At 71.6% G+C, this 26,658-nt stretch carries 20 protein-coding genes, 1 tRNA gene and 2 pseudogenes; 6 read left to right on the top strand and 17 right to left on the bottom strand.

From position 1 onward, the window contains the following. The first annotated feature begins 16 nt into the window (after positions 1-16). Positions 17-319: a hypothetical protein gene (locus STRAU_RS39350; RefSeq protein WP_016644701.1), complete on the top strand. Its 303-nt coding sequence runs from the start codon at positions 17-19 to the stop codon at positions 317-319. 202 nt (positions 320-521) lie between these two features. Further along, positions 522-1,304, top strand: a complete 783-nt coding sequence (locus STRAU_RS32705; protein ID WP_037663445.1) for a hypothetical protein — start codon at positions 522-524, stop codon at positions 1,302-1,304. A gap of 3 nt (positions 1,305-1,307) precedes the next feature. Here STRAU_RS32705 and STRAU_RS32700 read toward each other — a convergent pair whose 3' ends face one another. Beyond that, positions 1,308-1,475 carry a hypothetical protein gene (locus STRAU_RS32700; protein ID WP_016644699.1) on the bottom strand — a complete coding sequence of 56 codons (168 nt, stop codon included), beginning with the start codon at positions 1,473-1,475 and terminating at the stop codon, positions 1,308-1,310. A gap of 365 nt (positions 1,476-1,840) precedes the next feature. Between STRAU_RS32700 and STRAU_RS32690 the strand changes: the two genes are divergently transcribed. Further along, positions 1,841-2,629: a hypothetical protein gene (locus STRAU_RS32690; RefSeq protein ID WP_158692179.1), complete on the top strand. Its 789-nt coding sequence runs from the start codon at positions 1,841-1,843 to the stop codon at positions 2,627-2,629. Then, the gene (locus tag STRAU_RS32685; protein ID WP_078621679.1) at positions 2,626-4,380 is read left to right on the top strand and encodes a tyrosine-type recombinase/integrase; all 1,755 of its coding nucleotides are present in this window, start codon (positions 2,626-2,628) and stop codon (positions 4,378-4,380) included. Before STRAU_RS32690 ends, STRAU_RS32685 begins: the two co-directional genes overlap by 4 nt. Positions 4,381-4,422: 42 nt before the next feature. Here the strand turns inward: STRAU_RS32685 and STRAU_RS32680 are convergent. The 11 genes from STRAU_RS32680 to bldG form a co-directional block, all read right to left on the bottom strand. Further along, positions 4,423-4,496, bottom strand: a tRNA-Thr gene (locus tag STRAU_RS32680). A gap of 131 nt (positions 4,497-4,627) precedes the next feature. Then, entirely contained in the window at positions 4,628-6,229 is a 1,602-nt protein-coding gene (locus STRAU_RS32675) for an alpha/beta hydrolase (protein ID WP_016644696.1), read from the bottom strand. A gap of 205 nt (positions 6,230-6,434) precedes the next feature. After that, positions 6,435-7,640, bottom strand: coding sequence for a DNA polymerase III subunit delta' (locus STRAU_RS32670; protein ID WP_016644695.1), 1,206 nt, complete (start codon positions 7,638-7,640; stop codon positions 6,435-6,437). 247 nt (positions 7,641-7,887) lie between these two features. Further along, positions 7,888-11,094: a dTMP kinase gene (gene tmk, locus STRAU_RS32665; RefSeq protein WP_016644694.1), complete on the bottom strand. Its 3,207-nt coding sequence runs from the start codon at positions 11,092-11,094 to the stop codon at positions 7,888-7,890. Positions 11,095-11,235: 141 nt separating this feature from the next. Then, positions 11,236-14,067, bottom strand: coding sequence for a type I DNA topoisomerase (gene topA / locus STRAU_RS32660; protein ID WP_016644692.1), 2,832 nt, complete (start codon positions 14,065-14,067; stop codon positions 11,236-11,238). A 396-nt stretch (positions 14,068-14,463) separates the two neighbouring features. Beyond that, complete coding sequence (locus tag STRAU_RS32655; protein ID WP_016644691.1) at positions 14,464-14,661, bottom strand: hypothetical protein; 198 nt, start codon at positions 14,659-14,661, stop codon at positions 14,464-14,466. Between the two features lie 207 nt (positions 14,662-14,868). Further along, positions 14,869-16,398, bottom strand: coding sequence for a DUF7059 domain-containing protein (locus STRAU_RS32650; protein WP_016644690.1), 1,530 nt, complete (start codon positions 16,396-16,398; stop codon positions 14,869-14,871). Positions 16,399-16,599: 201 nt separating this feature from the next. Then, the gene (locus tag STRAU_RS32645; protein WP_016644689.1) at positions 16,600-17,190 is read right to left on the bottom strand and encodes a hypothetical protein; all 591 of its coding nucleotides are present in this window, start codon (positions 17,188-17,190) and stop codon (positions 16,600-16,602) included. Positions 17,191-17,407: 217 nt separating this feature from the next. Then, positions 17,408-19,810: a sodium-translocating pyrophosphatase gene (locus STRAU_RS32640; RefSeq protein WP_016644688.1), complete on the bottom strand. Its 2,403-nt coding sequence runs from the start codon at positions 19,808-19,810 to the stop codon at positions 17,408-17,410. Positions 19,811-20,358: 548 nt separating this feature from the next. Further along, complete coding sequence (locus STRAU_RS32635) at positions 20,359-20,778, bottom strand: ATP-binding protein (protein WP_016644686.1); 420 nt, start codon at positions 20,776-20,778, stop codon at positions 20,359-20,361. Between the two features lie 153 nt (positions 20,779-20,931). Next, positions 20,932-21,273: an anti-sigma factor antagonist BldG gene (gene bldG, locus STRAU_RS32630; RefSeq protein WP_016644685.1), complete on the bottom strand. Its 342-nt coding sequence runs from the start codon at positions 21,271-21,273 to the stop codon at positions 20,932-20,934. An 81-nt stretch (positions 21,274-21,354) separates the two neighbouring features. On the opposite strand from bldG, the gene STRAU_RS32625 reads away from it, so the two are divergent. Further along, positions 21,355-23,808, top strand: coding sequence for a DEAD/DEAH box helicase (locus tag STRAU_RS32625; protein ID WP_037663436.1), 2,454 nt, complete (start codon positions 21,355-21,357; stop codon positions 23,806-23,808). Between the two features lie 74 nt (positions 23,809-23,882). Further along, entirely contained in the window at positions 23,883-24,095 is a 213-nt protein-coding gene (locus tag STRAU_RS32620; RefSeq protein WP_016644684.1) for a hypothetical protein, read from the top strand. 40 nt (positions 24,096-24,135) lie between these two features. Here STRAU_RS32620 and STRAU_RS40915 read toward each other — a convergent pair. The 5 genes and pseudogenes from STRAU_RS40915 to STRAU_RS32595 all read right to left on the bottom strand — a co-directional run. Further along, positions 24,136-24,351: pseudogene (locus tag STRAU_RS40915) on the bottom strand (Rv3654c family TadE-like protein); the annotation flags it as partial. A 107-nt stretch (positions 24,352-24,458) separates the two neighbouring features. Beyond that, a pseudogene (locus STRAU_RS32610) lies at positions 24,459-24,855 on the bottom strand (TadE family type IV pilus minor pilin). Continuing rightward, entirely contained in the window at positions 24,833-24,970 is a 138-nt protein-coding gene (locus STRAU_RS44130) for a DUF4244 domain-containing protein (protein WP_016644681.1), read from the bottom strand. The pseudogene STRAU_RS32610 and the gene STRAU_RS44130 overlap by 23 nt, the downstream one beginning before the upstream one ends. Before the next feature lie 292 nt (positions 24,971-25,262). Next, positions 25,263-26,150, bottom strand: a complete 888-nt coding sequence (locus STRAU_RS32600; RefSeq protein WP_016644680.1) for a type II secretion system F family protein — start codon at positions 26,148-26,150, stop codon at positions 25,263-25,265. Continuing rightward, positions 26,147-26,658, bottom strand: a 512-nt coding sequence (locus STRAU_RS32595; RefSeq protein WP_037663434.1) for a type II secretion system F family protein, incomplete at its 5' end; no start/stop codon positions are given. The genes STRAU_RS32595 and STRAU_RS32600, both read right to left, overlap by 4 nt.

Genomic DNA, 26,658 nt, shown 5'->3' with positions numbered 1-26,658 from the left:
CAGGAGCTGACGACGCATGCGCGACCTTATCGCCCTGCTCTGCCACGCGCTGAGACTCGTGATCACCGGCCGCACCCCCAGACACCGCGCCCGGGCCCACCCCGCACCTCACACGGCGCCCGCACCCACCCCGCGCTCCGTGCCCCGCCACGTCCAGGAGCTCCGCCACCCCCTTACTGGCGAAGACGTCGCCCTCATCCGCCCCTACCTTCTGGCGCACGAACGCCACCGCGAACACCGCCTCCAAAAGGAGCGCCGCACGGCCGCAGCCCTGGCCAGTATGGGCATCGACTACGACGTCACCGCCCTGGCGATATGAGCGCCGCCTGTTGCGGCTGCGGGCGCTTCACCGCCGCTGCTGTGCCCGTGCGCGACATCGCCAGCCCCAGCGGCCAGGCCGTGACCCAGTTCGCGTGCCCGGACTGCGCACCCCACCTCACCCACGGCCCCCTCGCCGCAGACCTCCCACCCCACCGCCAGGGCCCCCACGCGCCCACACCGCCTCGGAAAGGAAACCTCCCTTGAAGCGCTCCAAGCGCGACCCCAGGCACACCCATTGGGAATTGATCGGCGCCCCCATCACCCCGCAACAAGCCTTCAACAGTCCCATACATGGCCGCGTCACCCACGAACTCAACAACCACCACGACATACAGTTCTGCGTCGCCCCACGCCTCTTACGCCCCATGCTCTACGACCTCGCCGCCACCGGCCTATGGGAACGCCACACCACACGCGGCCACTACCGACTCACCGACGAGCAGTGCCACACCTTCGAATGGAACAACACCGGCACCATCGTCCAGCACTACAAAGCAGGCCACCCCGACAACCAGTGCCCCAAGCTCACTGACCCACCGCACGAAACCCGCGCGTGGCTCCCCCACTTCGACAACCGCCCGCCCCTCCCCACGCCCGGCACACCGCACGGATGGCGCGGCATCCTCCGCCGCGCCACCACCCTCCCCATCACCTTCCTGCCACCCGCCGTCGCCTTCTACGGCCGCTATCACTTCGGACACCAAAACATCGGCGCCGCGAACTTCGCCCACACCTTCCACGCCATGGCCGACGAAGCCCTGAGCGTCTACGGACGCTGGGAAAACACACCAGGCCACCACTTCGTGAGAGACGGCTCCGGCCTGGTCTGGAGCATCACGACGGCACCCAGCGAGGACAGCGCGAAACCCGCGGTCATCGGCATCTACACACGCCGCGGTGAAGCCGCCGACCGCCCCGAACACCAGCGCGCCACCCGCGCCCCCGGCTCGTCCACCCTCGCCACACGACAGCGCCCGAGGTAGCCGCTACGCGCTCGGCTCCGGCCCCCAGCGTTCAGGGCCGCCACCACGCCACTCAATCAACGTGGGGTCCGACAACTCGACGAGGTCCGGATCGAGGCCAGCGCGGCGCAAGAACTCGAAGAGGTCGGCCGGCCCCATGGCCAAACCCGCGATCTGATCGCCGATGGTCACCCGCCGCCCCCCGGTGGGGGACGGCGGGTGGACAACCACTGGAGGATGCTCGGCCATACCTCCAGCATCATCGGTCACCGCGGAACCTGCACCCTTGAGGTTCGTCTACGCGGCCTCGGACGACCGGTCCATTCCTTCTGACACTGCAACACCGAGGTAGCGGTGCAGGTGGTAGCGAGAAACGACGTAGCCGCGTCGCCCAGGAAGGAGAGGGACGGGGTACAGACCGCGCTTGGCGAGGCTGTATCCGGTCGTCCTACCGATCATGAGAGCTCGGTTGGCTGTCTCCAGGGGGAACGTCACCGGGAGGGCCATCAACTCTTCGTGGGTCATGCCTTCATTGCTCAAGGTCAACCCCCTTGGTCGTGATCGAGACCGTACGGGAACCGTTGACATTGCGCAACAGGCATAGTGCACTGTGCGATATGCACAACGCTACTTCCGCGAGCGACACCATCGCCGCTCAAGTCCGCCGACACCGCACGCGCCTCGGCATGACCCGCGAGCAGCTCGCCGCCGAGTGCGAACGGCTCGGAGCCGTCGATCTCACCTATGCGGCAATCGTCAGCATCGAGACAGGCCGGCGAAAGCCAGACGGCCGACGTCGCCGTGAGGTGACCGCCGACGAGCTGCTCGCGCTCGGCCTCGCCCTCGCCGTGCCGCCGCTGCTGCTCATGCTCCCTCTCGGGCGCGAGCAACAGGTGCCCACCGTCCCGGGCCGCGCCCCCCGCGACCCGTACACCGTGTGGAAGTGGTGGACCGGTGAGGAAACGCCGACGCTCGACGGCCCCATCGACGGGCGGTACGTACCCGAGACACAGCCGATCGGCGAGGACGGGCCGAAATGGTCCGCTGCATGGGCAGAGAGCGCCTATCCGGCCTCCCTGTACCCCGAGTTCGAACGGCGCCGTCAGGCAGTCCACAGGGCGTACCTGCGGGCCGAGGCCGCAGGCAAGCGCAAGGCCGACAAGAGGGGCCACACCGAAGCATGGGCCGATTACACGCAGCGTCTTGAAGAACTCGCCAACCACATCGAGGACATGGCGCGCGCGGGCCTCCAAATCCCCGAGCTGCGACCTGGCTTGATCGAAGACATGTTGGGGCTCGACATGCTGCGCGACCCCTCCATCATCCAACCGAGAGGTACTGAGTGAACGGCTCTACGACGAAACGCTGCTACTGCCGCAGCGAGGAGACAGGCAGACCGCTGGGCACTGTCTGCCCGAAATTCAATCAGCGCAAGCACGGGGTTTGGTCCGTGCGGCAGGAACTGCCGCTGAACAAGGACGGGGAGCGGCGCATCTTCCGTCGCTCCGGCTACGACACCAAGACCGATGCGCAGGCCGACCTCGATAAGGTCCGGGCTCTGCTCAACATCGCGGGCAAGGAGGACACGGAGGGCCGGCGTCGTCTCGGCGACCTGCTCGAAACCGTCGGGGCGAGTAAGGATCCTCTCCCCAACTACGAGGAGACGAAGCGCAAGTTCGCGACCGGACAGTCGCTCACGGAGCACATGACCGTCGGCGAGTGGCTCGAACTGTGGCTTGCCGGTAAGAAGGGGCTCCGCACGAGCGGGAAGAACCGGTACGACACCGATATCCGCGTGCACCTCATACCGCGGATCGGGCACATCCGACTCGACCGGCTCACCGTCGCGCACCTCGACGAGATGTTCGAGGGCATCGCGGAGACGAACGAGGAGATCCGCGACGGGAACATTCTGCGCCGTACCGCGCTCGACGAGCTCAAGCTCATTCCGTGGAAGGGACTTGAGAACCGGCGCCGCCGCAAGGCGATCAAAGACACCATCGCGGCGATGGACCCGTTCCGGCGGACCACTGGCGTTGCGACGCAGCACCACATCAAGGCGACGCTACGCGCTGCCCTGAACGTCGCCATCGCGCGTGGGCTGATCGTCTTCAACGCCGCCGCGCATGTTGAGCTCGAAGAGCACCGCCGCCCCAAGGCCCTTGTGTGGACCGACGAACGCGTCGCCGAGTGGCTGCGGACGGGCGTCAAGCCGTCCCCGGTCATGGTGTGGACTCCGGAGCAGGCGGGGGAATACCTCGATTTCCTCGTCGACAGGAAAGAGCGCCTGTACGGGCTCTATCACGTGATCACCTTCCGGGGCCTGCGCCGCGGCGAGTCGTGCGGTCTGCGCCGTACGGACCGGAATCGCGCTGCGAAGACGCTCACTGTTGCGACACAGCTCGTGCAGGACGGTTGGGAGGTCATCGAGAACGCGCCGAAGACCGACAGCGGCGAGCGCGTGATCGACCTCGACGAGTACACCGACGAGATCCTCGACGACCAAGCCGCGCAGCAAGATGCCGAGCGCCTCGCGTACGGCGAGGCGTGGATCGACTCGGGGCGCATGTTCACCATGCCTGACGGGTCGTTCATTCACCCCGGATGGCTGACCGATCAGTTCGAGCGGCTGGTCGAGCTCTCGGGGCTGCCGCCGATCCGGCTGCACGATCTGCGGCACGTCGCCGCCTCGCTCATGCTCGCCGCCGGCGTCGACATCAAGATCGTGTCTGAGACCCTCGGCCACAGTGAGAGCCGGATCACCCGGGACATCTATCAGTCGGTCATGCCCAAGGCTGCCCGAGAGGCTGCCGAGGCAACGCTCGCGATGGTGCCGCGCGCGGCTCGACATCCCGAGCCGGAGCCGACCGCGCCCGCCCTGGAAGGAGTCGAGCAGACGGCGGTCGACCGCCTTATCGCTCAGATCATGGCGGCGGCGGAGCAGGACGGGCGCCCGGTCGAGGAAGTCGCCCGTATGGCTCTTGCTCATGTATCCGGGCGGGCAGTCGAGCCAGTCGCCGACACCGATGGGCACGCAACGGGCACGCAGGAGGACGCGAAGATCATCGCGTTCCGTCCCCGCCGAGTCCCGGCATAAAGAAAGCCCAGGTCACGGGCTATGTGACCTGGACTCTCAAAGAGCCGCCTTCGGGATTCGAACCCGAGACCTACGCATTACGAGTGCGTTGCTCTGGCCATCTGAGCTAAGGCGGCGCGCTGCCCGCACCTATGGTGCGATCAGCAACGACGCCAAGTCTACACAGTTTCGGAGGGTGCTCCGTACACGCCTCCGGGGCGGTCCGGGGGTGCGGCGGGAGCGCGGCGGGCAGGGCCGTGAGCTGGGGTTATGTGCAGCGCTTGTCCTTCTTGGGGGCCCGGCCCTCCAGGAGGTACGTGTTGATCGTCCTGTCGACGCAGTCGCTGCCGCGGCCGTAGGCGGTGTGGCCGTCGCCCTCGTAAGTGAGGAGGCGGGCCGAGGTGAGCTGGGAGGCCAGGGCCTTGGCCCAGCGGTAGGGGGTGGCGGGGTCGCGGGTGGTGCCGGCCACGATGATCGGGGCGGCGCCCTTCGCCTCGATGCGGCTCGGCTTGCCCGTGGCCTTCGCCGGCCAGTACGTGCAGTTGAGGGCCGACCAGGCCAGGCCCGCGCCGAACACCGGCGACGCCTTCTCGAACTCGGGAAGCGCCTTGCGCACGTCCTCGGCCGAGGTGAAGGACGGCGGCAGGTCGAGGCAGTTGACCGCGGCGTTGGCGAACATCAGGTTCGAGTACGCCCCGTCCCCGTCGCGTTCGTAGTAGCTGTCGGACAGGGCGAGCAGCGGCGAGCCGTCCTTGTTCTTCATCGCCGTGGTCAGCGAGTCCCGCAGCTCCGGCCACGCCGCCTCGTCGTACATCGCCGCGATCACGCCGGTCGTCGCCAGCGCCTCGCCGAGCTTGCGGCCGCCGGACCGGCCGGTGTCGTCGCCCGCGGGGAGCGGCGCGCGGTCCAGGTCCGCGAAGAAACGCTTCAGGCGCTTGCCCGCGTCCGCGGCGCTCTTCCTGCCGAGCGGGCAGTCCCGCTCGCGCACACACTCCCGCGCGAACGCCTGGAACGCCGTCTCGAAGCCCGCCGTCTGGTCGAGGTTCATGCGGCGCGCGCTGAGCGACGGGTCCATCGCGCCGTCGAGGACCAGGCGGCCCACGCGGCCGGGGAAGAGCCCGGCGTAGGTCGCGCCGAGGAACGTGCCGTACGACGCCCCCACGTACGTCAGCTTCTTGTCGCCCAGCGCCGCCCGCAGGATGTCCATGTCCCGCGCCGACTCCACCGTGGAGACATGCCCGAGCAGCTTGCCGGACCGCTTCTGACAGCCCGCCGTGAACTTCTTGTACGTCGCCGAGAGACGGCCGACCTCCCGCCCGTCGTCGGGGGTCACGTCCGTCTGCGTGTAGGCATCCATCTCATGGTTGTTGAGGCACATGACCGGCTCGCTGCGGGCGACGCCACGCGGGTCCATCCCCACCATGTCGTACCGGGCGCGGACCTTGTCCGGATAGCCGAGCGCCGCGTACGCCTGGAGATATTCGACCGCCGAGCCGCCCGGGCCGCCCGGGTTCACCAGCAGCGAGCCGAGCCGGCGCTCCGGCTTTCCCGTCGCCCGCTTCCGCGACACCGCCAGCTTCACGTCCCCCGCGTCCGGCTTGTCGTAGTCCAGCGGCGCCCTCATCGTCGCGCACTGGAAGCCGGGGACCCCGCACGCGCGCCAGCGCAGCTTCTGGCCGTAGTACGGCGCGAGATCCTTCGGCGTCGCGCTCGGCAGCTCGGCCATCACCACGTCCGTCGACGAACTCGACGAACTCGCCGACGAGCAGCCGGAGATGAGCAGGCCGGCGGCCAGCAGGGCCAGGCAGCCACGGCGAAGTGACTCTCCCGCTCGAGCGGGGACGTGGGCCCGGGGAAGGGGGGTTTCCATCTCGCGAGAGTAGCTCTGTGGAGTTGTCGGATCACATTTCGTGCCCGTATGAGGGATACGGTCAACCAGAAGTCATGCGGTCACTCTTTGGGGGCGGGGCCCAGGGTGCGGGCGGGCCCTGCGTGCGGGTGGGCCCGGGGTGCGAGTAGGCCCGGGTGCGGGTGGGCCCCGAGCGCCGGACGCCCCCAGGCCCGGGACGGGTTCCTCAGCCCGCCCGCAGCGCCACCGTCATCGCCTCCACCGCGAGCAGCGGCGCCACATTGCGGTCCAGCGCCGTACGGCACGCGCCGATCGCCTCTATGCGGCGCAGCGTGCACTCGGGCGACGTCCCCCGCGCCAGGCGCTCCAGCATGTCCTGCACCTCCGTGTTGGCGAGCGGCACGCGCGAGCCCAACTGCAGGGCGAGGACGTCCCGATAGACCCCCGTCAGGTCGATGAGGGCGAGGTCCAGGCTGTCCCGCTGCGTACGCGTCTTGCGGCGCTTCTGCTTGTCCTCCAGGTCCTTCATCGCGCCCGCCGTGCCCCGCGGCATGCGGCCGCCCTGGGCCGCGCCGAGCGCCGCCTTCAGGTCCTCCGTCTCCTTGACGTCGACGTCCTCGGCGACCTGCTTGGCCTCCTCCGCCGCCGTGTCGATCAGCTCCTGCGCGGCCCGCAGGCAGCCGCCGATCTCCTCGACGCGCAGCGGCAGTTTGAGGACGGCGGCACGCCGCTCCCGCGCGCGCTGGTCGGTCGCGAGGGCGCGGGCGCGGCCGATGTGGCCCTGCGTGGCACGGGCGGCGGCGGCCGCGGCGGCGGGCTCGATGCCGTCGCGCCGCACGAGCATGTCGGCGACGGCGTCCACCGACGGCGTACGCAGGGTCAGATGGCGGCAGCGGGAGCGGATCGTGGGCAGCACGTCCTCCAGCGAGGGCGCGCAGAGCAGCCACACCGTGCGGGGGGCGGGCTCCTCCACCGCCTTCAGCAGGACGTTGCCCGCGCCCTCCGTGAGGCGGTCCGCGTCCTCCAGGACGATGACCTGCCAGCGGCCGACGGCCGGTGAGAGCTGGGCGCGGCGGACCAGGTCACGGGTCTCCTTGACGCCGATCGACAGCAGGTCGGTGCGGACGATCTCCACGTCGGCGTGCGTGCCGATCAGGCTCGTGTGGCAGCCGTCGCAGAAGCCGCAGCCCGGCTCGCCGCCCAGCGCGCGGTCGGGGCTCACGCACTGCAGGGCGGCGGCGAAGGCACGGGCGGCGGTGGCCCGGCCGGAGCCGGGCGGGCCCGTGAACAGCCAGGCGTGCGTCATCTTGGACGACTCGGGCAGCGGGGTGTCGGCCGCGACGGCGGTGACCAGCGCGTCGGCGTCACGGGCGGCCGCGCCGAGCTGCCCGCTCACCTTCTCCTGGCCCACCAGGTCGTCCCATACCGGCATGGGTCACCGCCTTTGCCCTACCCGACGCACGCCACGCTCGGCGCGCGTCCCATTTCGCGCTGTCGGAATTCATTGTGGGGCACCCCACTGACAACGCCGCCCACGACTGCGCTGAGCACGTAGTCAGCCCCTCCGGCGATTGAGGAGCGGGGTCTGGGGCGTGAGGAGCGGGGTCTGGGGCGGAGCCCCAGTTTCGGGAAGCGGTGGGACTGGGGAGCCCCCAGCCGGGCCCACCCGCACGTACGCCTCAGCGCCTGCGCCGCCCCTTGTCCGCCTCGTCCGCCACGTCCGCACCGTCGGAACCGTCCGCACCGTCGCCCTCATGCGACCCGAGCAGTTCGTCCGCCAGCGACGGCAGGTCGTCCAGCGGTGTCTCCTCCGCCCAGTCGGGGCGCGGGCGTTGCCGCGGCGTGCCGTCCTCGTCGACCTGCGGCAGCTCCCGCGTACGGTCGTCGGGGCCGGGCCGCTCGTCGCGGAAGTACCCCGGCGGCACCTTGTCCGCCGCGTTCCCGCCCCGCGCCGCGGGCTCGTTCCCCACGGCCGGAAGGACCGCCGTCTCGTCGGCCGCGCCGGGCACGGACGCCTTCGGCAGCTCGGCGGTCACGTCGGACGCCGCGGTGTCGCCCGCCCCGGGCTCCGTGACCTGCGGCAGCACAGCCGTCTCGTCGGCGGCACCCGGAACTTGCGGGTTCACGACCGGCGTGGGCACGGTCGCGGTCGTCTCATTGTCGGGCGAACCCGAGTCGGCCGACTCGGGAGGCGCAGCAGGCGCGGAAGGCGCAGCCGACGCCGGCGGCGTGGACGGCGTGGCCGGAGCGGCAGCCGCGGGCGCCCCCGAAGGAGCAGCCGGCGCGACCGGCTCCTCCGCGGAACCCGCCGCCGCCTCCGCCAGCAACCGCGCCTTCTCGGCCCGCCGCAACGCCTCCTCGGCCTTGCGCTGCTTCTCCAGGCGCCGTGCCTCGGCCTCCGCGCGCAGCCGGGCCTCCTCCTCGGCCGCCCGGCGGCGCCGCTCCTCCTCGGCGGCGCGGGCCTGCTCCTCGGCGAGGACCCGGGCGCGCTCCTCCTCGGCCTTGCGGCGGGCCTCCTCGGCGCGCTGCCGGGCCTCCTCGGCCTGGCGCTCGGCCTCGCGGCGCTGGGCCTCCTCGATCTCGCGCCGCTTGCGCTCTTCCTCCTCCGCGCGGAGCTTGGCGAGCTGCTCCTGGCGCTCCCGCTCCAGGCGCTCCTCCTCGGCCTTGCGCGCGGCTTCTTCCTCGGCGCGCCGCCGCGCCTCCTCCTCGGCCGCCTTGCGGGCCTCCTCCTTGGCCTTCACCTCGGCTTCGGAGAGGGGCAGTACGACATCGAGCCGGTGCCGGATCACGGTCGTGACGGCCTCCGGCTCCTGGGCGGCGTCCACGACCAGATACCGCCCGGGGTCCGCGGCGGCCAGGGTGAGGAAACCGGAGCGCACGCGCGCGTGGAACTCGGCGGGCTCGGACTCCAGCCGGTCGGGCGCCTCGGTGAAGCGCTCGCGGGCCGCTTCCGGCGACACGTCGAGCAGCACCGTCAGGTTCGGGACGAGTCCTCCGGTGGCCCACCGGTTGATGCGGGCGACCTCGGTCGGCGACAGATCGCGGCCCGCGCCCTGGTAGGCCACGGACGAGTCGATGTACCGGTCGGAGATCACCACGGCCCCGCGCGCGAGGGCGGGGCGTACGACGGTGTCGACGTGCTCCGCGCGGTCGGCGGCGTACAACAGCGCCTCCGCGCGGTGCGACAGACCGGCCGACGACACGTCGAGCAGGATCGAGCGCAGCCGCTTGCCGACCGGCGTGGCGCCCGGCTCGCGCGTGACGACGACTTCGTGGCCCTTGGCGCGGATCCACTCGGCGAGCGCCTCGGCCTGCGTGGACTTTCCGGCGCCGTCGCCGCCCTCCAGGGCGATGAAGAAGCCGGAGTCGGCGGGAGCCTGCACCGGGTCGTCGCCGCCGCGCAGCGCGTCGCGCAGGTCGTGGCGGAGCGGCACGCCCTGGCGGTCGTCGGCCTTGGCCAACACCAGTGCGGCCACCGGCAGCAGCAGCGCGCCGACCAGCATCAGCGTGAAGGACGCGCCGCCGTGGTCGAAGACGAACTTGCCGTTGACCATCCGGTGCGGCCCGATGACGGCCGCGAGCAGCGGCGCCACCAGCGCGGCCAGCGCCACGAAGAGCCGCACGACCGCCTGGAGGTGCTCGGTGGTGCGCGCCCTGCGGTAGTCCTCGACCTCCTGGTCGAGCAGCGCGTGACCGGTGTTCGCGGCGATGCCGGCGGCGAGGCCCGCGAGCCCGAGGATCAGCAGGACCGTCGTCACGTCGGGAACCAGACCGGCCGCGAGCAGCGCGACACCGGTGACGGTGATCGCGAGCGCCAGCAGGCGGCGGCGCGAGAGCGACGGCAGCAGCGCGGGCGCCGTACGGATGCCGGCGACCGTACCGCCGGTCAGCGCGAAGACGAACAGGCCGTACGTGACGGGCCCGCCCTGGAGGTCCTTGGCGTGCAGCACGGCGACCGCGACGGCCGCGGCGACCGCTCCGGCGACGGCGGTGCAGGCGGCCACGAGCAGCGGGATGGCCCCCGTGCGCCCCTTGTCGGTGCCGCTGCCCGTACGCGGCCTGCGCAGGCCCTCCAGGGGGCTGCGCGGGCGGGGCGTGTGCGTACCGGGAAGCTCGATGGCGTACGTGATCGACAGGGACGCCGCGAACAGTCCGGCGGCGAGGAACGCGGCGAGGCCCGCCTGGTGCTGGTCGAACCAGTCGACTCCGGAGCCGAGCAGTATGCCGCCGAGGCTGACCGCGACGAGCGCGACCGCCGCGAGGGGCACCGCCACGAATCCCGTACGCAGCGACAGGCGCCGCAGGGCGTCCATGTGGTCGGGCAGCGGGCGCACCGTGGCGCCCTCCAGGGGCGGGGCGGGCAGCAGGGCGGGCGCGGCGCTCTCGCGGGCGACCGTCCAGAAGCGCTCGCCGACACCGATGACGAACGCGGTGACCAGGAGCATCGCGAGAGCGTTGGCGGGCGTCCAGTCGATCCACAGCGGCGCGCAGATCAGCAGCGCGGCGCGGACCCCGTCGGCGCCGACCATGGTCCAGCGGCGGTCCAGCGGGCCGTCGGGCGACGTCAGGGAGGTCAGTGGGCCGAGCAGCACCGCTCCGAAGAGGAGGGTGGCGAGAACGCGCGCTCCGAAGACGGCGGTCACGGCGATGGCGACCCCGCGGTAGCCACCTCCGAACGCGCCCTCGGCGATGGCCGCTTGAAGCGCCAGCATCACCAGCACGAGCAACGCGAGCGCGTCGCCGACGCTGCCGACTAGATGCGCGCTCCACAGGCGCTTGAGCTGCGGTACGCGCAGCAAGGAGCGCACGGCGCGCTCGCGGGAGTCCGCGAGCAGGGCGTCGTCGGGGGCCGTGTTCATGGCGGGTGGCTGCTCGGCACGCGTCATCCGTCCAGCCTATCTGGACGCCCGCGTTCCCTGCGGGGCCCGTCCGAACATACGGCCACCGCGCCGGGGCTCCCGTGGTGGGAGGGCCCCGGCGCGGTGGCCGGTTCGGTGTGCGCCGCCGATGCGGACCGCTGCCGCGGCTCAGTCGTCGGCCGTGGCCTTCGAAGCCGTCGTCTTCTTGGCAGCGGCCGCCTTGGTGGTGGTCTTCTTGGCCGCGGTCGTCGTCTTCTTGGCTGCTGTTTTCTTGGCGGCAGTCTTCTTAGCCGTCGTTTTCTTCGCCGGGGCCTTCTTGGCCACCTTCTTGGCGGTCTTCTTCGCGGGCCCCTTGGCGCGCTTCTCGGCGAGGAGTTCGAAACCCCGCTCGGGGGTGATCTCCTCGACGCTGTCGCCGGACCGCAGCGTCGCGTTGGTCTCGCCGTCCGTCACGTACGGACCGAAGCGGCCGTCCTTGACGACGACGGGCTTGGCGCTGACCGGGTCCTCGCCGAGCTCCTTCAGCGGCGGCTTGGCGGCCGCGCGGCCGCGCTGCTTCGGCTTGGAGTAGATCTCCAGGGCCTCGTCCAGCGTGATGTTGAAGAGCTGCTCCTCGGTCTCCAGGGAGCGCGAGTCCGTGCCCTTCTTCAGATACGGGCCGTAGCGACCGTTCTGCGCGGTGATCTCCACGCCTTCGGCGTCCTTGCCGACGACGCGCGGCAGCGACATCAGCTTCAGCGCGTCCTCGAGCGTCACGGTGTCCAGGGACATGGACTTGAAGAGGGACGCCGTGCGCGGCTTGACCGCGTTCTTGCCGGTCTTCGGGGTGCCCTCGGGGAGCACCTCCGTCACGTACGGACCGTACCGGCCGTCCTTGGCGATGATCTCGCGGCCCGTCCCCGGGTCCGTGCCGAGCGCGAAGTCGCCGCTGGGCTTGGCGAGCAGTTCCTCCGCGTACTCGACGGTGAGCTCGTCGGGCGCCAGGTCGTCGGGGACGTCGGCGCGCTGGTGGCCCTCGGAGTCGCGCTCGCCGCGCTCGATGTAGGGGCCGTAGCGGCCGACGCGGAGCACGATGTCGTTGCCCACGGGGAAGGACGACACCTCGCGGGCGTCGATGGCGCCCAGGTCGGTGACGAGTTCCTTGAGGCCGCCCAGGTGGTCGCCGTCGCCGTTCCCGGCGTCGGCGGCGCCTCCGGAGGGCTCGCCCTCGCCGAAGTAGAACCGCCGCAGCCACGGCACGGCCTGCGCCTCGCCGCGCGCGATGCGGTCGAGGTCGTCCTCCATGCGGGCGGTGAAGTCGTAGTCGACGAGCCGCCCGAAGTGCTTCTCCAGGAGGTTGACGACGGCGAAGGAGAGGAAGGACGGCACCAGGGCCGTGCCCTTCTTGAAGACGTAGCCGCGGTCGAGGATCGTGCCGATGATCGACGCGTACGTCGACGGGCGGCCGATCTCGCGCTCTTCCAGCTCCTTGACCAGCGATGCCTCGGTGTAGCGGGCCGGCGGCTTGGTCGCGTGGCCGTCGACCGAGATCTCCTCGACGGACAGCGCGTCGCCTTCGGAGACCTGCGGCAGCCGGCGCTCGCGGTCGTCCAGCTCGGCGTTCGGGTCGTCCGCGCCCTCCACGTACGCCTTGAGGAAGCCGTGGAAGGTGATGGTCTTGCCGGACGCGCTGAACTCGGCTTCGCGGCCGTCGGCGGTTCGGCCGCCGATCTTGACGGTGACCGAGTTGCCGGTCGCGTCCTTCATCTGGGAGGCGACGGTCCGCTTCCAGATCAGTTCGTAGAGCCGGAACTGGTCGCCGGTCAGGCCGGTCTCGGCGGGCGTGCGGAAACGATCACCCGAGGGGCGGATCGCCTCGTGCGCCTCCTGCGCGTTCTTGACCTTCCCGGCGTACGTACGCGGCTTGTCCGGCAGGTAGTCGCCGCCGTAGAGCTGCGTGACCTGGGCGCGGGCCGCGGTGACGGCCGTGTCCGACAGCGTCGTGGAGTCCGTACGCATATAGGTGATGAAGCCGTTCTCGTACAGCTTCTGCGCCACCTGCATGGTCGCCTTCGCGCCGAAGCCGAGCTTGCGCGAGGCTTCCTGCTGGAGCGTCGTCGTACGGAACGGGGCGTACGGAGAGCGGCGGTACGGCTTGGACTCGACGGAGCGTACGGAGAAGTCGGTGTTCTCCAGGGCGGCGGCCAGCGCGCGGGCGTTGGCCTCGTCCAGGTGCAGGGTGTTCTGGCTCTTCAGCTGGCCGAGCGAGTCGAAGTCGCGGCCCTGCGCGACGCGCTTGCCGTCGACCGTCGTGAGGCGGGCGACGAGCTGGGAGGGGTCGCTGGAGTCACCGGGGCGGCCGGTGCCGAAGGTGCCGGTGAGGTCCCAGTACTCGGCGGAGCGGAAGGCGATGCGCTCGCGTTCGCGCTCGACGACGAGCCGGGTCGCGACGGACTGCACGCGGCCTGCCGACAGCCGCGGCATGACCTTCTTCCACAGCACCGGCGAGACTTCGTAGCCGTACAGACGGTCCAGGATGCGGCGGGTCTCCTGGGCGTCGACCATGCGCTGGTTGAGCTCGCGCGGGTTGGCGACGGCGCCCTGGATCGCGTCCTTGGTGATCTCGTGGAACACCATGCGCTTGACCGGGACCTTGGGCTTCAGGACCTCGAGGAGGTGCCACGCGATGGCTTCGCCCTCGCGGTCCTCATCGGTGGCGAGGTAGAGCTCGTCGGAGTCCTTCAGGAGGTCCTTGAGCTTCTTGACCTGCGCCTTCTTGTCGGCATTGACGACGTAGATCGGCTGGAAGTCGTGCTCGACGTCCACGCCGAGGCGGCGCACCTCGCCCGTGTACTTCTCGGGGACCTCCGCGGCGCCGTTGGGGAGGTCACGGATGTGCCCGACGCTCGCCTCGACTACGTATCCGGGGCCGAGGTAGCCCTTGATCGTCTTCGCCTTGGCAGGCGACTCGACGATGACGAGTCGGCGGCCGCCATGTGCGGTCTCGCTGGTCGGGGACAACTTCGCTCTTCTCTCCGGTCGACGCTCGGTGGCAGTGCTCGGTGCATCGGCAGTGCGGTGCCGGCGCCTGGTGGGGCGCCGTAACTGCGCTTGCGGTTGCGCTGACGCTGCGGAGTGTGACGGTACATCCCGCCCCCGTGTCAAACGGGAAAAGCCCGCAACGGCCACTCGAACGGTAACCCGACTACCGCCATTCCTGCCGCCTGGGCTGGCCCCGGGGCCTTGAGCGGTGTTGGGTCGGGTCCTTTTTATTGTTGCCGTCGGCCTGGCTTGCCGTCCGTCGCGCTGCGCGCTCGTCCTCAAACGCCGGACGGGCTTTCTCTCCCACCCACCCGCCCTTTTTGCGCTGCGGCGGCCTGCCCGGGCCGTTCTTCTACGGCTTTCCCGCGCCGGGCCTCACAGACGTGTGAAGCACCACACCGCCAGGGCCAGGGCGCCGGATCCCGCCAAGGTCGCGAGGGTGGCGGCGGCGGTGGGGTGGACGCCGTGGGCCACGGGGGCGCGGTGGGCGACGCGGGTGCCCGTCCAGAGCAGCAGTCCGGCCCCGAACAGCGCGAACACCGTTCCGGCGAAGATCGCTGGTCCGCTCTCCATGCCCCTGGCCTCCCGTGCCGTCCGTGCGCGGCACCTGTCGGGTACCCCGGCTGCGGAGGCTGGCACGTCCGGACGGCGGAAGCGCGAAATCCGGGTGAACAGGGAGCGGCGGGCAGGGCCCACAATGGCTGGTTTCCCTCCAGGAGGGGCTGATTTCCCTCCGCGAGGGGTTGATTTCGCCCACTCCGTCAGTCACCCCTGGCGCCCCTACCGCCCCACGGGCTCCAGGAACCCCTGCTCCACCAGGAGCCGGATCTGGGCCGGGGTGCGGTCGCGGAGCAGCACCGGGTCCTCGCCCATGAGCTGGGCGATGGCGTCCAGGATCCGGCCGGCGCTCAGCGAGCCGTCGCACACGCCCGCGAAGCCCGCGCCCACCGTGTCCACCTGGGTGGCCCGCCGCATGCCGCGGTGCTGGCGCAGCACGACGTGCTCCGGGTCCTCGGCGCCGGGCAGGCCGACCTGCTCCTGCACCACTTCACCGGCGAGCTTGAAGTGCGCGGCGAGCAGCGCGGCGTCGTCGTGGTCGCGCAGATAGTCCTGCCGCTCGAAGAACTTCTGCACCGCCTCGCCGAGTGGCTGCTCGACGGGGTGCGGCCACTCCTCGACGGTCACGGACGGCTCGGCGGCGCCGGACTTGCGCAGGGTGATCCAGCCGAAGCCGACGCCCCGGGTCTTGCGGGCCTCGAACTCGTCCAGCCACGCGTCGTACCGCGCTGCGTACTCGGCCGGGTCGGTGCGGTGGTCCCCGGCGTCCCTGAGCCACAGCTCGGCGTACTGCGTGACGTCCTGGACCTCGCGCTGCACGATCCACGCGTCACAGCCACGCGGCACCCAGGAGCGGAGCCGCTCGGTCCACTCCTCGCCCTCCACGTGCTGCCAGTTGGCGAGAAACTGTGCGTACCCCCCTTCGTTCAGCCGTGCCCCCGCCTCCTGAACGATCGAGCGGCACAGATCGTCCCCGCCCATGCCGCCGTCCCGGTAGGTCAGCCGGGCGCCGGGCGAGATGACGAACGGCGGGTTGGACACGATCAGGTCGTACGTCGCCTCGCCCACCGGCTCGTACAGGGAGCCCTCCCGCAGGTCCGCCTCAGGGGCGCCGGAGAGGGCGAGCGTGAGCCGGGTGCATTGCAGGGCGCGGGGGTTGAGGTCGGTCGCGGTGACGCGGGTGGCGTGCCGGGAGGCGTGCAGGGCCTGGATGCCGGAGCCGGTGCCGATGTCGAGGGCGCTCGCGACGGGCGCCCGCACCGTGATCCCCGCGAGTGTCGTGGACGCGCCGCCGACGCCGAGCACCACGCCCTCGTCCCGGCTCCCGATGCCGCCGGCCCCGCCGACCGCGCACCCCAGGTCGGACACGATGAACCAGTCCTCGCCGTCCGGCCCGCCGTAGGGCCGCACGTCCACGGTCGCCCTGAGCCCGCTCCCGGCGCCCCCGGCACCCTCGCCGCCCGCTTCTGCCGCCACGAGCCAGCCGCTCTCCAGGAGGGCGTCGACGGGCAGAACGCCGGCCACGCGCGCGTGGGGCACGGAATCCTGCAGCAGGAACAGCCGTACGAGCGACTCCAGCGTGCCGTCGCCCCGGGTGGCCCTCAGGGCGGGCACGGTCTCGCTGCGGGCGAGCGCTGCGTAGGCGGGCGCCCCGAGCAGTTCGAGCAGCCCGTCGGCGGTGAAGTCGGCGGCGAGGAAGGCTTCCCGCAGCCGCGCGGACACATCGGCACGGTCGGACGAGGGCAAGGGCATGCTGGCGATACTCACCCTCCAATTGTGACCCGCCCGCTCAAGACTGCGCCCCCGGCGCCACTGGGCACCGGGGGCAGACGGCCGTACGGATGAGCGGAACGGCGGGACGACCGGGCGGCGGGGGCGGCCTGACGGCCAGTCCGACGCCCGGCCGTCCGAACGCCCGGCCCGGCGCCCAGCCGTTCGCGGGCGGCGAGGCCCCTAGCTGTTCGCGGGCGGCGAGGAGGCCGCGGTCTTGCAGCTGTCCTGCTCGCGCATCGCCTTGCCCGCGTCACCCTCCTCCAGCTTCTTCTGTGCCGTGTTCTCGCTCTTGCTGAGCTTGCCCAGCTCCTCGGCGATCTTCGCGAGGTCGTCCGCGAAGGCCGACTGGTCCTTGGTGTCGAGCTTGTCGGTCTGCGTCTTCAGGTCGGCGTACGACTTGGAGAGGCCGTCCAGCTCCTTCACCGCGTCGTTGAGCTTCTTCTCGCCGTCGTCGACGGGCGGGGCGCCCGCCTTCTTCAGGGCGGTGGCGCGCTGGGCGTACGCGGTGGAGATGTCCCCGAACGCCTTGGAGTCGGTCGCCTTGACCTCGTCCGGCGAACTGTTGTCGGCGGTCTGCTTCTTGATCGCCGCGTTGGCTTCGGCGATCTTCTTCGACTGCGGCCCGACGGCCGTGTCGCAGACCTTCTTGGCCCAGTCGTCCAGCTTCTTGTCACCGTCGTCACTGCTGCATCCCGACAGCGCCAGTACCAGTACCGCACCGCCGGACAGTGCGGCCGCGAGCTTCTTGTTCACCGGATTGGTCCCTTCCATGGCTCTCGGCCCCGGAACTTACACGCCAACCGGGCGACAACCGCATGCCAGGGGTACGTTACGTCCGCTATTGAAGCCATTTGCACCAAGGTGCGGCGGACGAGAGAAGGCTCACGAGGGCCGCGCACGCGACCCCGCCGCACGCACACGCGGGCGGACGGCGCCTCAAAAAGCGCCGCCCGCCCGCGTGTTGAGCGGTTCCTGGTACCCGTCTAGGTCACGAAACCACCGCCGGGTCGGCCGAATTGGCCACCTTCCCCGGGTTCTCGTCGTCGCCCACGGCGATGCCGCGCCGCTTGGACACGTACACCGCCCCGACGATGACCGCGATGGAGAGCGCGGCGATCACCACTCGCATCCCCACGCTCTTGTCCTCGCCGTAGCTGAACTTGACGACCGCGGGCGCGATCAGCAGCGCCACCAGGTTCATCACCTTCAGCAGGGGGTTGATCGCCGGACCCGCGGTGTCCTTGAACGGGTCGCCGACCGTGTCACCGATCACCGTCGCGGCATGGGCCTCACTGCCCTTGCCGCCGTGGTGGCCGTCCTCGACGAGCTTCTTGGCGTTGTCCCACGCGCCACCGGAGTTGGCGAGGAACACCGCCATCAGCGTGCCGGTGCCGATCGCGCCCGCGAGGAACGAGCCGAGCGCGCCGACGCCGAGGCTGAAGCCGACCGCGATCGGCGTGAGCACGGCGAGCAGACCCGGCGTGGCGAGTTCCCGCAGCGCGTCCTTGGTGCAGATGTCGACGACGCGCCCGTACTCCGGCTTCTCCGAGTAGTCCATGATCCCGGGGTGCTCGCGGAACTGCCGTCGCACCTCGTAGACCACGGCCCCGGCCGACCGCGACACCGCGTTGATCGCCAGCCCCGAGAAGAGGAAGACGACCGCGGCGCCGAGGATCAGGCCCACCAGGTTGTTGGGCTGTGAGATGTCCATCACCAGGTTCATCGGGGCGCCGTCGCCGAGTTTCTGGCCGACGTCGTCCGCCGCCTCGGCGATCGCGTCGCGGTACGACCCGAAGAGCGCCGACGCCGCGAGTACGGCCGTGGCGATGGCGATGCCCTTGGTGATGGCTTTGGTGGTGTTGCCGACGGCGTCCAGGTCGGTGAGGACCTGCGCGCCCGCGCCCTGGACGTCGCCGGACATCTCGGCGATGCCCTGCGCGTTGTCGGAGACCGGCCCGAAGGTGTCCATGGCGACGATGACGCCGACCGTGGTGAGCAGGCCGGTGCCCGCCAGGGCCACCGCGAACAGTGCGAGCATGATCGACGTACCGCCGAGCAGGAACGCCCCGTACACGCCGAGCCCGATCAACAGCGCGGTGTAGACGGCCGATTCGAGCCCGATGGAGATGCCCGCGAGCACGACCGTGGCCGGGCCCGTGAGCGAGCTCTTGCCGATGTCCCTGACGGGACGCCGGTTGGTCTCGGTGAAGTAGCCGGTCAGCTGCTGGATCAGCGCCGCCATGACGATGCCGATGGCGACGGCCACGACCGCGAGGATCCGCGGGTCGCCGCCCTTGGCGAGGATCGCCTCGTCCGTGACTCCGTCCAACTCCGCGTACGTCGACGGGAGGTAGACGAAGACGGCCGCCGCGACGAGTGCCAGCGAGATGCCCGCGGAGATGAAGAAGCCGCGGTTGATGGCGGTCATGCCGCTGCGGTCGGCGCGACGGGGCGCGACCGCGAAGATCCCGATCATGGCGGTGATCACGCCGATCGCCGGAACGATCAGCGGGAACGCGAGTCCGGAGTCACCGAACGCCGCCTTGCCGAGGATCAGCGCGGCGACGAGCGTGACGGCGTACGACTCGAAGAGGTCGGCGGCCATCCCGGCGCAGTCGCCGACGTTGTCGCCCACGTTGTCGGCGATGGTCGCGGCATTGCGCGGATCGTCCTCCGGAATGCCCTGTTCGACCTTGCCGACCAGGTCGGCGCCGACGTCGGCGGCCTTGGTGAAGATGCCGCCTCCGACACGCATGAACATCGCGATCAGCGCGGCCCCGAGGCCGAAGCCCTCGAGGACCTTCGGTGCGTCGGCCGCGTACACGAGCACCACACAGGAGGCGCCGAGCAGACCGAGCCCCACCGTGAACATGCCGACGACGCCGCCCGTGCGGAAAGCGATCTTCATGGCTTTGTGCGAGACGGCGGTGAGATCCTTTTCGGGCTCACCTTCCGCGGGAGTCGCTTCCCGTGCCGCGGCGGCCACGCGCACATTGGCGCGTACGGCGAGCCACATACCGATATAGCCGGTGGTCGCCGAGAAGGCCGCGCCGATCAAGAAGAAGACCGAGCGGCCGGCTCGCTGATTCCAGTCGTCCGCGGGCAGCAGCAGGAGCAGGAAGAACACCACGACGGCGAATACGCCAAGGGTGCGCATCTGTCGTCCCAGATAGGCATTCGCGCCTTCCTGGACCGCTGCCGCGATCTTCTTCATGCTGTCGGTGCCCTCGCCTGCCGTGAGTACCTGGCGCACCAGGACCCAGGCGAGCACGAGCGCCGCGACCGCGACGGCCGCGATGACCATCACGATCAGGCGGTTGTCGTCGGTCAGTACCGCGGCTGCGAGGGTTGAGGGGTGGTCAAGCTGATGAGGGGTAGAAAGCCCCGCCATTCGTCCTCCTTGACGCTTGGGCTGAGCTCAAGATGTGGACGGATTGTAGGGAGCCTGACCTGATCAAAACAGTGCGCCGCCAACGGAATTGGCGCGCAAGTGCGTGTCCGCAAATGATCGCGCCCAAACTTTGACCCCGAAAGCGGTAATGCCCCAAAAGCATTGACGTCCGCTCTGGCGCCGGGATTGGCTCCTGATCACCGGGGTTTCTGCCCCCTGGGCCCACTAGTCACATTAAAGAAAACCCCGGACACCCGACACCGATAAACGGACGGACCCACGAGACGGGAGGAACTCGGCAGTGTCCAGCCCGTCCGGCGAAGGGGCTCGGCAATGTCAGCCCGTCCGGCGAAGGGGCTTGGCGATGTCAGCCCGTCCGGCGTTTGAGGACGAGGCCGCGGCGTTTGAGGACGAGGCCGAAGGCCGACAGGGGGGAGAGGGGCGAGGCCCGGAGGGGGGCGGATGGGCCGGGGGAAGCAAGCCCCCGGCGGGGCACGCCAAAGCTGCGGCAAGCACACTCACCGCACAGGAACAGCGCCCAGCGTCCCTCAGGGGGTGGTGGGCCAAGTCATCCGGATGGACCCACCGTTCTCCCCGGCGGTCACTTCCACGTCATCCACCAGCCCGCTGATGACCGCGAGCCCCATCTCGTCCTCCCCCTCGGCCTCGGGGTCCTCCCCGGGGCCGGCCCCGGGAGCACGCTCACCGGGCACGGAACGCGGAGCCTCGTCGCCGACCTCGATGGAGAACTGCTTCTCCTCCTCGATCAGAGCGACCCGCACCGGAGCGGGCACATTGGCCGCCTGATGCAGCCCCACGGCCCGGGTGCACGCCTCGCCGACCGCGAGCCTGACCTCATCGAGGACGGCCTCGTCCACTCCGGCCCTGCGGGCCACCGCCGCCGCCACCAGGCGGGCGGTCCGGACGTGCTCGGGCAGCGCGCTGAAGCGGAGTTCAACGGTGGCCATGCATCCCCCTCGGACATACGCGCGTGCTGTCAGGGGGCCCGGCCGTCGGCCCGGCCCCCTGCCGTACTGCCACTTCCGGGCCGCGGCCCGGAACCCCGGGGCGAGGCCCGGGAGATCCGGCCGCAGCCGGACTCCGGCTCAGTCGGTGGCCGCTCAGTCGGTGGCCGCGACCGCTTCCTCGACCGAGGTGTGGATCGGGAACACCTTGGTCAGTCCGGTGATACGGAAGATCTTGAGAATGCGCTCCTGGTTGCACACCAGGCGCAGCGAGCCCTCATGGGCCCGCACCCGCTTCAGGCCGCCGATCAGCACGCCGAGTCCGGTGGAGTCGAGGAAGTCCACGCGCTCCATGTCGACGACCAGGTGGAAACTGCCGTCGTTCACCAACTCGACCAACTGCTCGCGCAACTTGAGCGCGGTATATACATCGATTTCGCCACCGACCTCGACGACCGTACGATCGCCGACGGTACGGGTCGACAGAGACAGGTCCACGGATCCTCCAGCACCTTGCTATCGAGCGGTCGCCCCTCGGGACACCTCGGCCCACGCCCTCGGGACGGATCGCCAGCCGCGATGGCATTCAATCACTTACCGGCAGGCGTGCACGACGCCTTCGGACCATTGTCCATCCCGCCAGTGACACACTCGGTGCCGATGGCCAACTTTTCTCCTGCCGGAGGACCCTCGGCGGACACCCCGGCCCGCGTCTCCCCGCAGACGGTCCTTGACCGGCTGACCACGGGGCCGAGCCGAGCTGCGCGCATCACTCATACGGAGCACCTGCCCCCGCGTGCGGCCCGGTATGCAGTGTGGCCCGATCGCATCCGCCCGGAGGTGGTCGCGGCGGTGCAGGCGGCCGGAATCGATCATCCGTGGGCCCACCAGGCCCGCGCCGCCGAACACGCGCTGGACGGCGAGTCCGTCGTCGTCGCCACCGGCACCGCGTCCGGCAAGTCGTTGGCATATCTCACACCCGTCCTGTCGGCCCTGCTCGACGGCTCCGAGGCGCCCAACGGCCGCGGCGCCACCGCCCTGTACCTGGCCCCCACCAAGGCCCTGGCGGCCGACCAGCGCCGCGCCGTGCGCGCCCTGGCTGCGCCGCTGGGCACGGCGGTGCGATCCGCCGTGTACGACGGCGACACCCCCGTCGAGGAACGCGAGTGGGTACGTCAGTACGCCAACTACGTCCTGACCAACCCCGACATGCTGCACCGGGGGATACTCCCGTCCCACCCCCGCTGGTCCTCCTTCCTGCGCGCCCTGCGCTACGTCGTCATCGACGAGTGCCACACCTACCGCGGCGTCTTCGGCTCGCACGTCGCCCAAGTCCTCCGCCGGCTGCGCCGCTTGTGCGCCCGCTACGGCTCCGACCCCGTCTTCCTCCTCGCCTCCGCCACGGCCGCCGACCCGGCCCTGGCCGCCGGGCGCCTCACCGGCCTGCCCGTCACCGAGGTCGCCGACGACGCCTCACCCCGCGGCGAGGTCGTCTTCGCCCTCTGGGAGCCGCCGCTCACCGAACTGCACGGCGAGAAGGGCGCCCCGGTCCGCCGCACCGCCACCGCCGAGACCGCCGACCTGCTCACGGACCTGGCCGTCCAGGGCGTCCGCTCGGTCGCCTTCGTACGCTCCCGGCGGGGTGCCGAACTGATCTCCGTCATCGCCCAGGAACGCCTCGCCGAGGTGGACCGGTCCCTGGCCCGGCGCGTGGCCGCCTACCGCGGCGGCTATCTCCCCGAGGAACGCCGCGCCCTGGAGCAGGCCCTGCACTCCGGCGAGCTCCTCGGCCTCGCCGCCACCACCGCCCTCGAACTCGGCGTCGACGTCTCCGGCCTGGACGCCGTCCTCATCGCCGGCTACCCCGGCACCCGCGCCTCCCTCTGGCAGCAGGCGGGCCGCGCGGGACGCTCCGGCCAGGGCGCGCTCGCGGTGCTCATCGCCCGCGACGACCCGCTGGACACCTATCTTGTCCACCACCCCGAGGCCCTCTTCGACCAGCCCGTCGAGTCGACCGTCCTCGACCCCGACAATCCGTACGTCCTCGCGCCCCACCTCTGCGCCGCCGCCGCGGAACTCCCGCTCACCGAAGACGACTTCAAGCTCTTCGGCCCGGCCACCGGGGAACTGCTCCCCCAGCTCGAGGCCGCGAAGCTGCTGCGCCGACGCACCAAGGCATGGCACTGGACGCGTCGCGAGCGGGCCGCCGACCTCACGGACATCCGCGGCGAGGGCGGCAGGCCCGTGCAGGTCGTCGAGGAGGGCACCGGCAGGCTGCTCGGCACCGTCGACGCCTCCGCCGCGCACACGACCGTCCACGAAGGCGCGGTCCACCTCCACCAGGGCCGTACGTATCTCGTCCGCCGCCTGGACCTGGACGACTCGGCCGCCCTCGTCGAGGAGGCCGTCCCGCCGTACTCGACCACCGCCCGCGACACCACCGCCATCGCCGTCCTCGAGACCGACACCGAGATCCCCTGGGGTCCCGGCCGCCTCTGCTACGGCTCCGTCGAGGTCACCAACCAGGTCGTGTCCTTCCTGCGCCGCAAACTCATCACCGGCGAGGTGCTCGGCGAGACCAAGCTGGACCTGCCGCCCCGCACGCTGCGCACCCGCGCGGTCTGGTGGACGGTCACCGAGGACCAGCTCGACGCCGCCCGCGTCAATCCGGAGATCCTCGGCGGCGCGCTGCACGCCGCCGAACACGCCTCCATCGGCATGCTGCCCCTCTTCGCGACCTGCGACCGCTGGGACATCGGCGGCGTGTCGGTGCCGCTGCACCCGGACACGCTGCTGCCGACGGTCTTCGTGTACGACGGCCACCCCGGCGGCGCCGGATTCGCCGAGCGCGCCTTCCACACCGCCCGCCCCTGGCTCACCGCCACCCGTGAGGCCATCGCCTCCTGCGAGTGCGAGGCCGGCTGCCCCTCCTGCATCCAGTCCCCCAAGTGCGGCAACGGCAACGATCCCCTGCACAAGCGCGGTGCGGTGCGCCTTCTCACCACCCTCCTGAAGGACGCCCCCACGAGCTGAGTCCCCCACGCCGGGGGCGCGGGCCGGTGCCATGGGCCGGGCGGAGCCCGAGGGCCCTGCGGGACCCGAAGGCCATGCGGGACCCGAAGGCCATGCGGGACCTGAAAGGCGGGCGGGACCCGAAGGCCCTGCGACGCCCAGAGGCCAAGCTGGGCCCGCAGACCCTCCGGACCCCACAGACCCTGAAGGACCCGCCGACCCCGTCGGCCCCGTTCGCCCCGCAGACCCCACAGGCCCCACAGGCCCTGAAGGTCCCGTCGGCCCCGCAGGCCCCGCCCGCGACCTGACCTCCGTCACGAACGGCCCGAACTCCGCCGCCGCCGTGACATCCGACACCTCCCCCGCCACCTCGCACCGCACGATCCGCGTGCCCTGTGCCCGCGCCACCCGCTCGGCCCGGGCGCACGCCCCCGCACTCCCCTCCACCCAGTGGTCCGCCGCGGCCAAGGCCGCCAGGTCGGCCGCGCCACCCGCACGGTGGCGGGCCACCGTCGCCTGACCCATCGCAAGGACGGCCCCCGTGACCGCACACAGCACAGCCATCGCCACCACGGCCCAGACCGTCGCCGCACCCCTGTCCGCCTGCGCCTCGCACCCACGCGCGTCTGCCTGTCCCGGCCCCGCCCGCACGCCGTCCGCGTGATCGCCTCTCATGCCCCCACCCCCACCGTCTCCTCCGCCATCGCCACGGCCTCCGCCCTCAGCCGCAACCCGAGGCCCAGCGCCCGCGGGCCCGGCGACCGCGCCACGACCTCCACCCGGACCAGGTCACCGTCCCGGCTCACCGCCACGCTCGCGCCGCGCGGAGCCGCCTGCCGGGCCGCCGCGACCGCCGTGCCCCGCGGGTCCTGGCGGGCCATCGCGCGGGCCCCGGCCCGGGCCCCGTCCACGCTCCACGCACTGGATCTGCGCGGACGCGGCCAGCAGGGCCCACACGAGCGCCATCGTGAACAGCACCAGCGTCGGCAGCACCACCGCCGCCTCGGCCGTCACGTAACCGCCGTCACGCCGGGCCCGGCGCCCTTCAGAACTGGACGTCCAGCGCACTCTCCACCACCGCCTGCAGAGCCGCCTTGACCGGGCCGCTCGTCACGACTTTGAAGAGCAGCCCGGCGAACGCCACCGTCGCGATCAGGCCCATGGCGTACTCGGACGTCACCATTCCGGCGTCCCTCACGACCCCACGCATCTGACGCGCCGTCCACACCCGGGGGGCGAGCCACCCCTTACGCCCGCGCCACCCCGGACGCTCCCACCGCATCCACCGCGCCACCCGAGCCACGTACAGCCGAGCCCGCCCACGCACCTGTCCCCACATGTCAACCCCCATGGAATTTCCGTCTGTTGCTCGAACTTGTGAAACTGCTTGATCAAGGTCGGCCCGCGGGGCGCCCCCGATGTCCTGCCGGCCGTACGACATTTCGCCCAACCGACCACCTCACCCCCTCACCACTTCACCCCCCGCCCATCAGGCCCCCGGCCAGCCCGATCACCACCGGCAGCACCCCGACCGCGATGAACGCGGGCAGAAAGCACAGCCCCACCGGCGCCGTCATCAGGACGGCTGCGCGCCGGGCCCTGGCCGTCGCCCTGCGGCCCTGTTCGGCGCGGCAGTCCGCGGCGAGCCGGGCGACGGGGTCGGCCGCGGGTGCCCCGGACTCGGCGGCCTGCTCGAGGAGGCGGGCCAGCCCGCCGGCGCCCGGTATCTCGCCGACCTGCCGCCAGGCGTCGGCCGGTGCGCCGCCGAGCCGCACCTGTGCCGCGCCCCAGGCGAGCCGATCCCCGACGGGGCCTCCCAGGGACTCACCGACGGCCTGCGCCGCCACGACGGGCCCGGCCCCGGCGGCCACGCAGGCCGCCACCAGGTCCGCCGCCAGCGGGAGTTGCGCTTCGGCGCGGGCCGCGTCGGCCTCCTCCGTGCGGTCGCCGCCCGGCCACATCCGCCACACGCAGCACCCCGCGACCACGCCGACCACACATCCCGTGACCCCGCCGACCAGCGCCCACCCGGCGCCCACCACCGCGGCGACCGTCAGCCACTTCCGCGCGAGCTCCCGCCGCCCGGACAGCGCGCCACCCCACCGCCCGAGCCGGCCCCGCTCCTCGGACTCCCCGGCCCCGCCGCCGCGCCCCAGGCCCCATGACCGCCCCGGCCGCCCTCCGGCACCCAGCACGGCCAAGGCCCGCCGCCCCGCGATCCGTTCACGCCGTGCCGCCGCCACCGTCAGCACCAGCCACACCAGAGCGCCCGCCACCCACACGGCCACCCCCAGCCTGTGGAAAACTCCGGCGCCGCCAACCGGTCCGGACCCGCCCAGCAGGCCGGCGAACTCGCCCTTCATCGCCCCTCCGCCTTCCGCACGATCCGCAGCGCCCACCACACGCCCGCGCCTTCCAGCAGTCCGCCCACGAGCAGGCAGCCCAGGCCCGCTCCGGTGTGGAACAGCACCCGCAGCGGGTCGGCCCCGAGGGCGGCGCCCATCAGCAGGCCGAGGAGGGGGAGCCCCGCGAGCATCAAGGCCGTCGAACGGGAGCCGGCCAACTGAGCGCGCAGGTCGGCCCGTTGGTCCCGCTCCGCGCGCAGCGCCGCTTCGAGGCGGTCCAGGCCCGCCGCGAGGCCGGCGCCCCGGTCCACCGCTACCCGCCAGCACGCCGTGAGCCCGAGGAGCCCTTCGGCGCCCGGATCCCGTGCGGCCTCGCGCAGGGCAGCGGGCACGTCCCCGCCGAACCGCGCCGCCGCGAGCACCCCGGTCCGCGCCTCGCCGAGCCCCCCACCGGCGCCCCCACCGGCCTCCGCGGCCATCCGCAGCGCCTGCCCGGGCTGCCGCCCCGCCCGCACCTCACCGGCGA

The organism is Streptomyces aurantiacus JA 4570, from assembly GCF_000414115.1.
Classification (GTDB): domain Bacteria; phylum Actinomycetota; class Actinomycetes; order Streptomycetales; family Streptomycetaceae; genus Streptomyces; species Streptomyces aurantiacus_A.
This window is presented reverse-complemented; position numbering and strand designations above follow the sequence as displayed.

What these genes read in the sequence shown, in the direction of transcription:
- STRAU_RS32620 (WP_016644684.1), top strand. Translation starts at nt 23,883, where the DNA reads ATGCGGGACCCGAAGGCCATGCGGGACCTGAAAGGCGGGCGGGACCCG.
- STRAU_RS44130 (WP_016644681.1), bottom strand. Translation starts at nt 24,970, where the DNA reads ATGGTGACGTCCGAGTACGCCATGGGCCTGATCGCGACGGTGGCGTTC.
- STRAU_RS39350 (WP_016644701.1), top strand. Translation starts at nt 17, where the DNA reads ATGCGCGACCTTATCGCCCTGCTCTGCCACGCGCTGAGACTCGTGATC.
- STRAU_RS32655 (WP_016644691.1), bottom strand. Translation starts at nt 14,661, where the DNA reads ATGGAGAGCGGACCAGCGATCTTCGCCGGAACGGTGTTCGCGCTGTTC.
- STRAU_RS32640 (WP_016644688.1), bottom strand. Translation starts at nt 19,810, where the DNA reads ATGGCGGGGCTTTCTACCCCTCATCAGCTTGACCACCCCTCAACCCTC.
- STRAU_RS32625 (WP_037663436.1), top strand. Translation starts at nt 21,355, where the DNA reads ATGGCATTCAATCACTTACCGGCAGGCGTGCACGACGCCTTCGGACCA.
- STRAU_RS32670 (WP_016644695.1), bottom strand. Translation starts at nt 7,640, where the DNA reads ATGCCGGTATGGGACGACCTGGTGGGCCAGGAGAAGGTGAGCGGGCAG.
- STRAU_RS32645 (WP_016644689.1), bottom strand. Translation starts at nt 17,190, where the DNA reads ATGGAAGGGACCAATCCGGTGAACAAGAAGCTCGCGGCCGCACTGTCC.
- STRAU_RS32675 (WP_016644696.1), bottom strand. Translation starts at nt 6,229, where the DNA reads ATGGAAACCCCCCTTCCCCGGGCCCACGTCCCCGCTCGAGCGGGAGAG.
- STRAU_RS32600 (WP_016644680.1), bottom strand. Translation starts at nt 26,150, where the DNA reads ATGAAGGGCGAGTTCGCCGGCCTGCTGGGCGGGTCCGGACCGGTTGGC.
- STRAU_RS32635 (WP_016644686.1), bottom strand. Translation starts at nt 20,778, where the DNA reads ATGGCCACCGTTGAACTCCGCTTCAGCGCGCTGCCCGAGCACGTCCGG.
- STRAU_RS32650 (WP_016644690.1), bottom strand. Translation starts at nt 16,398, where the DNA reads ATGCCCTTGCCCTCGTCCGACCGTGCCGATGTGTCCGCGCGGCTGCGG.
- tmk (WP_016644694.1), bottom strand. Translation starts at nt 11,094, where the DNA reads ATGACGCGTGCCGAGCAGCCACCCGCCATGAACACGGCCCCCGACGAC.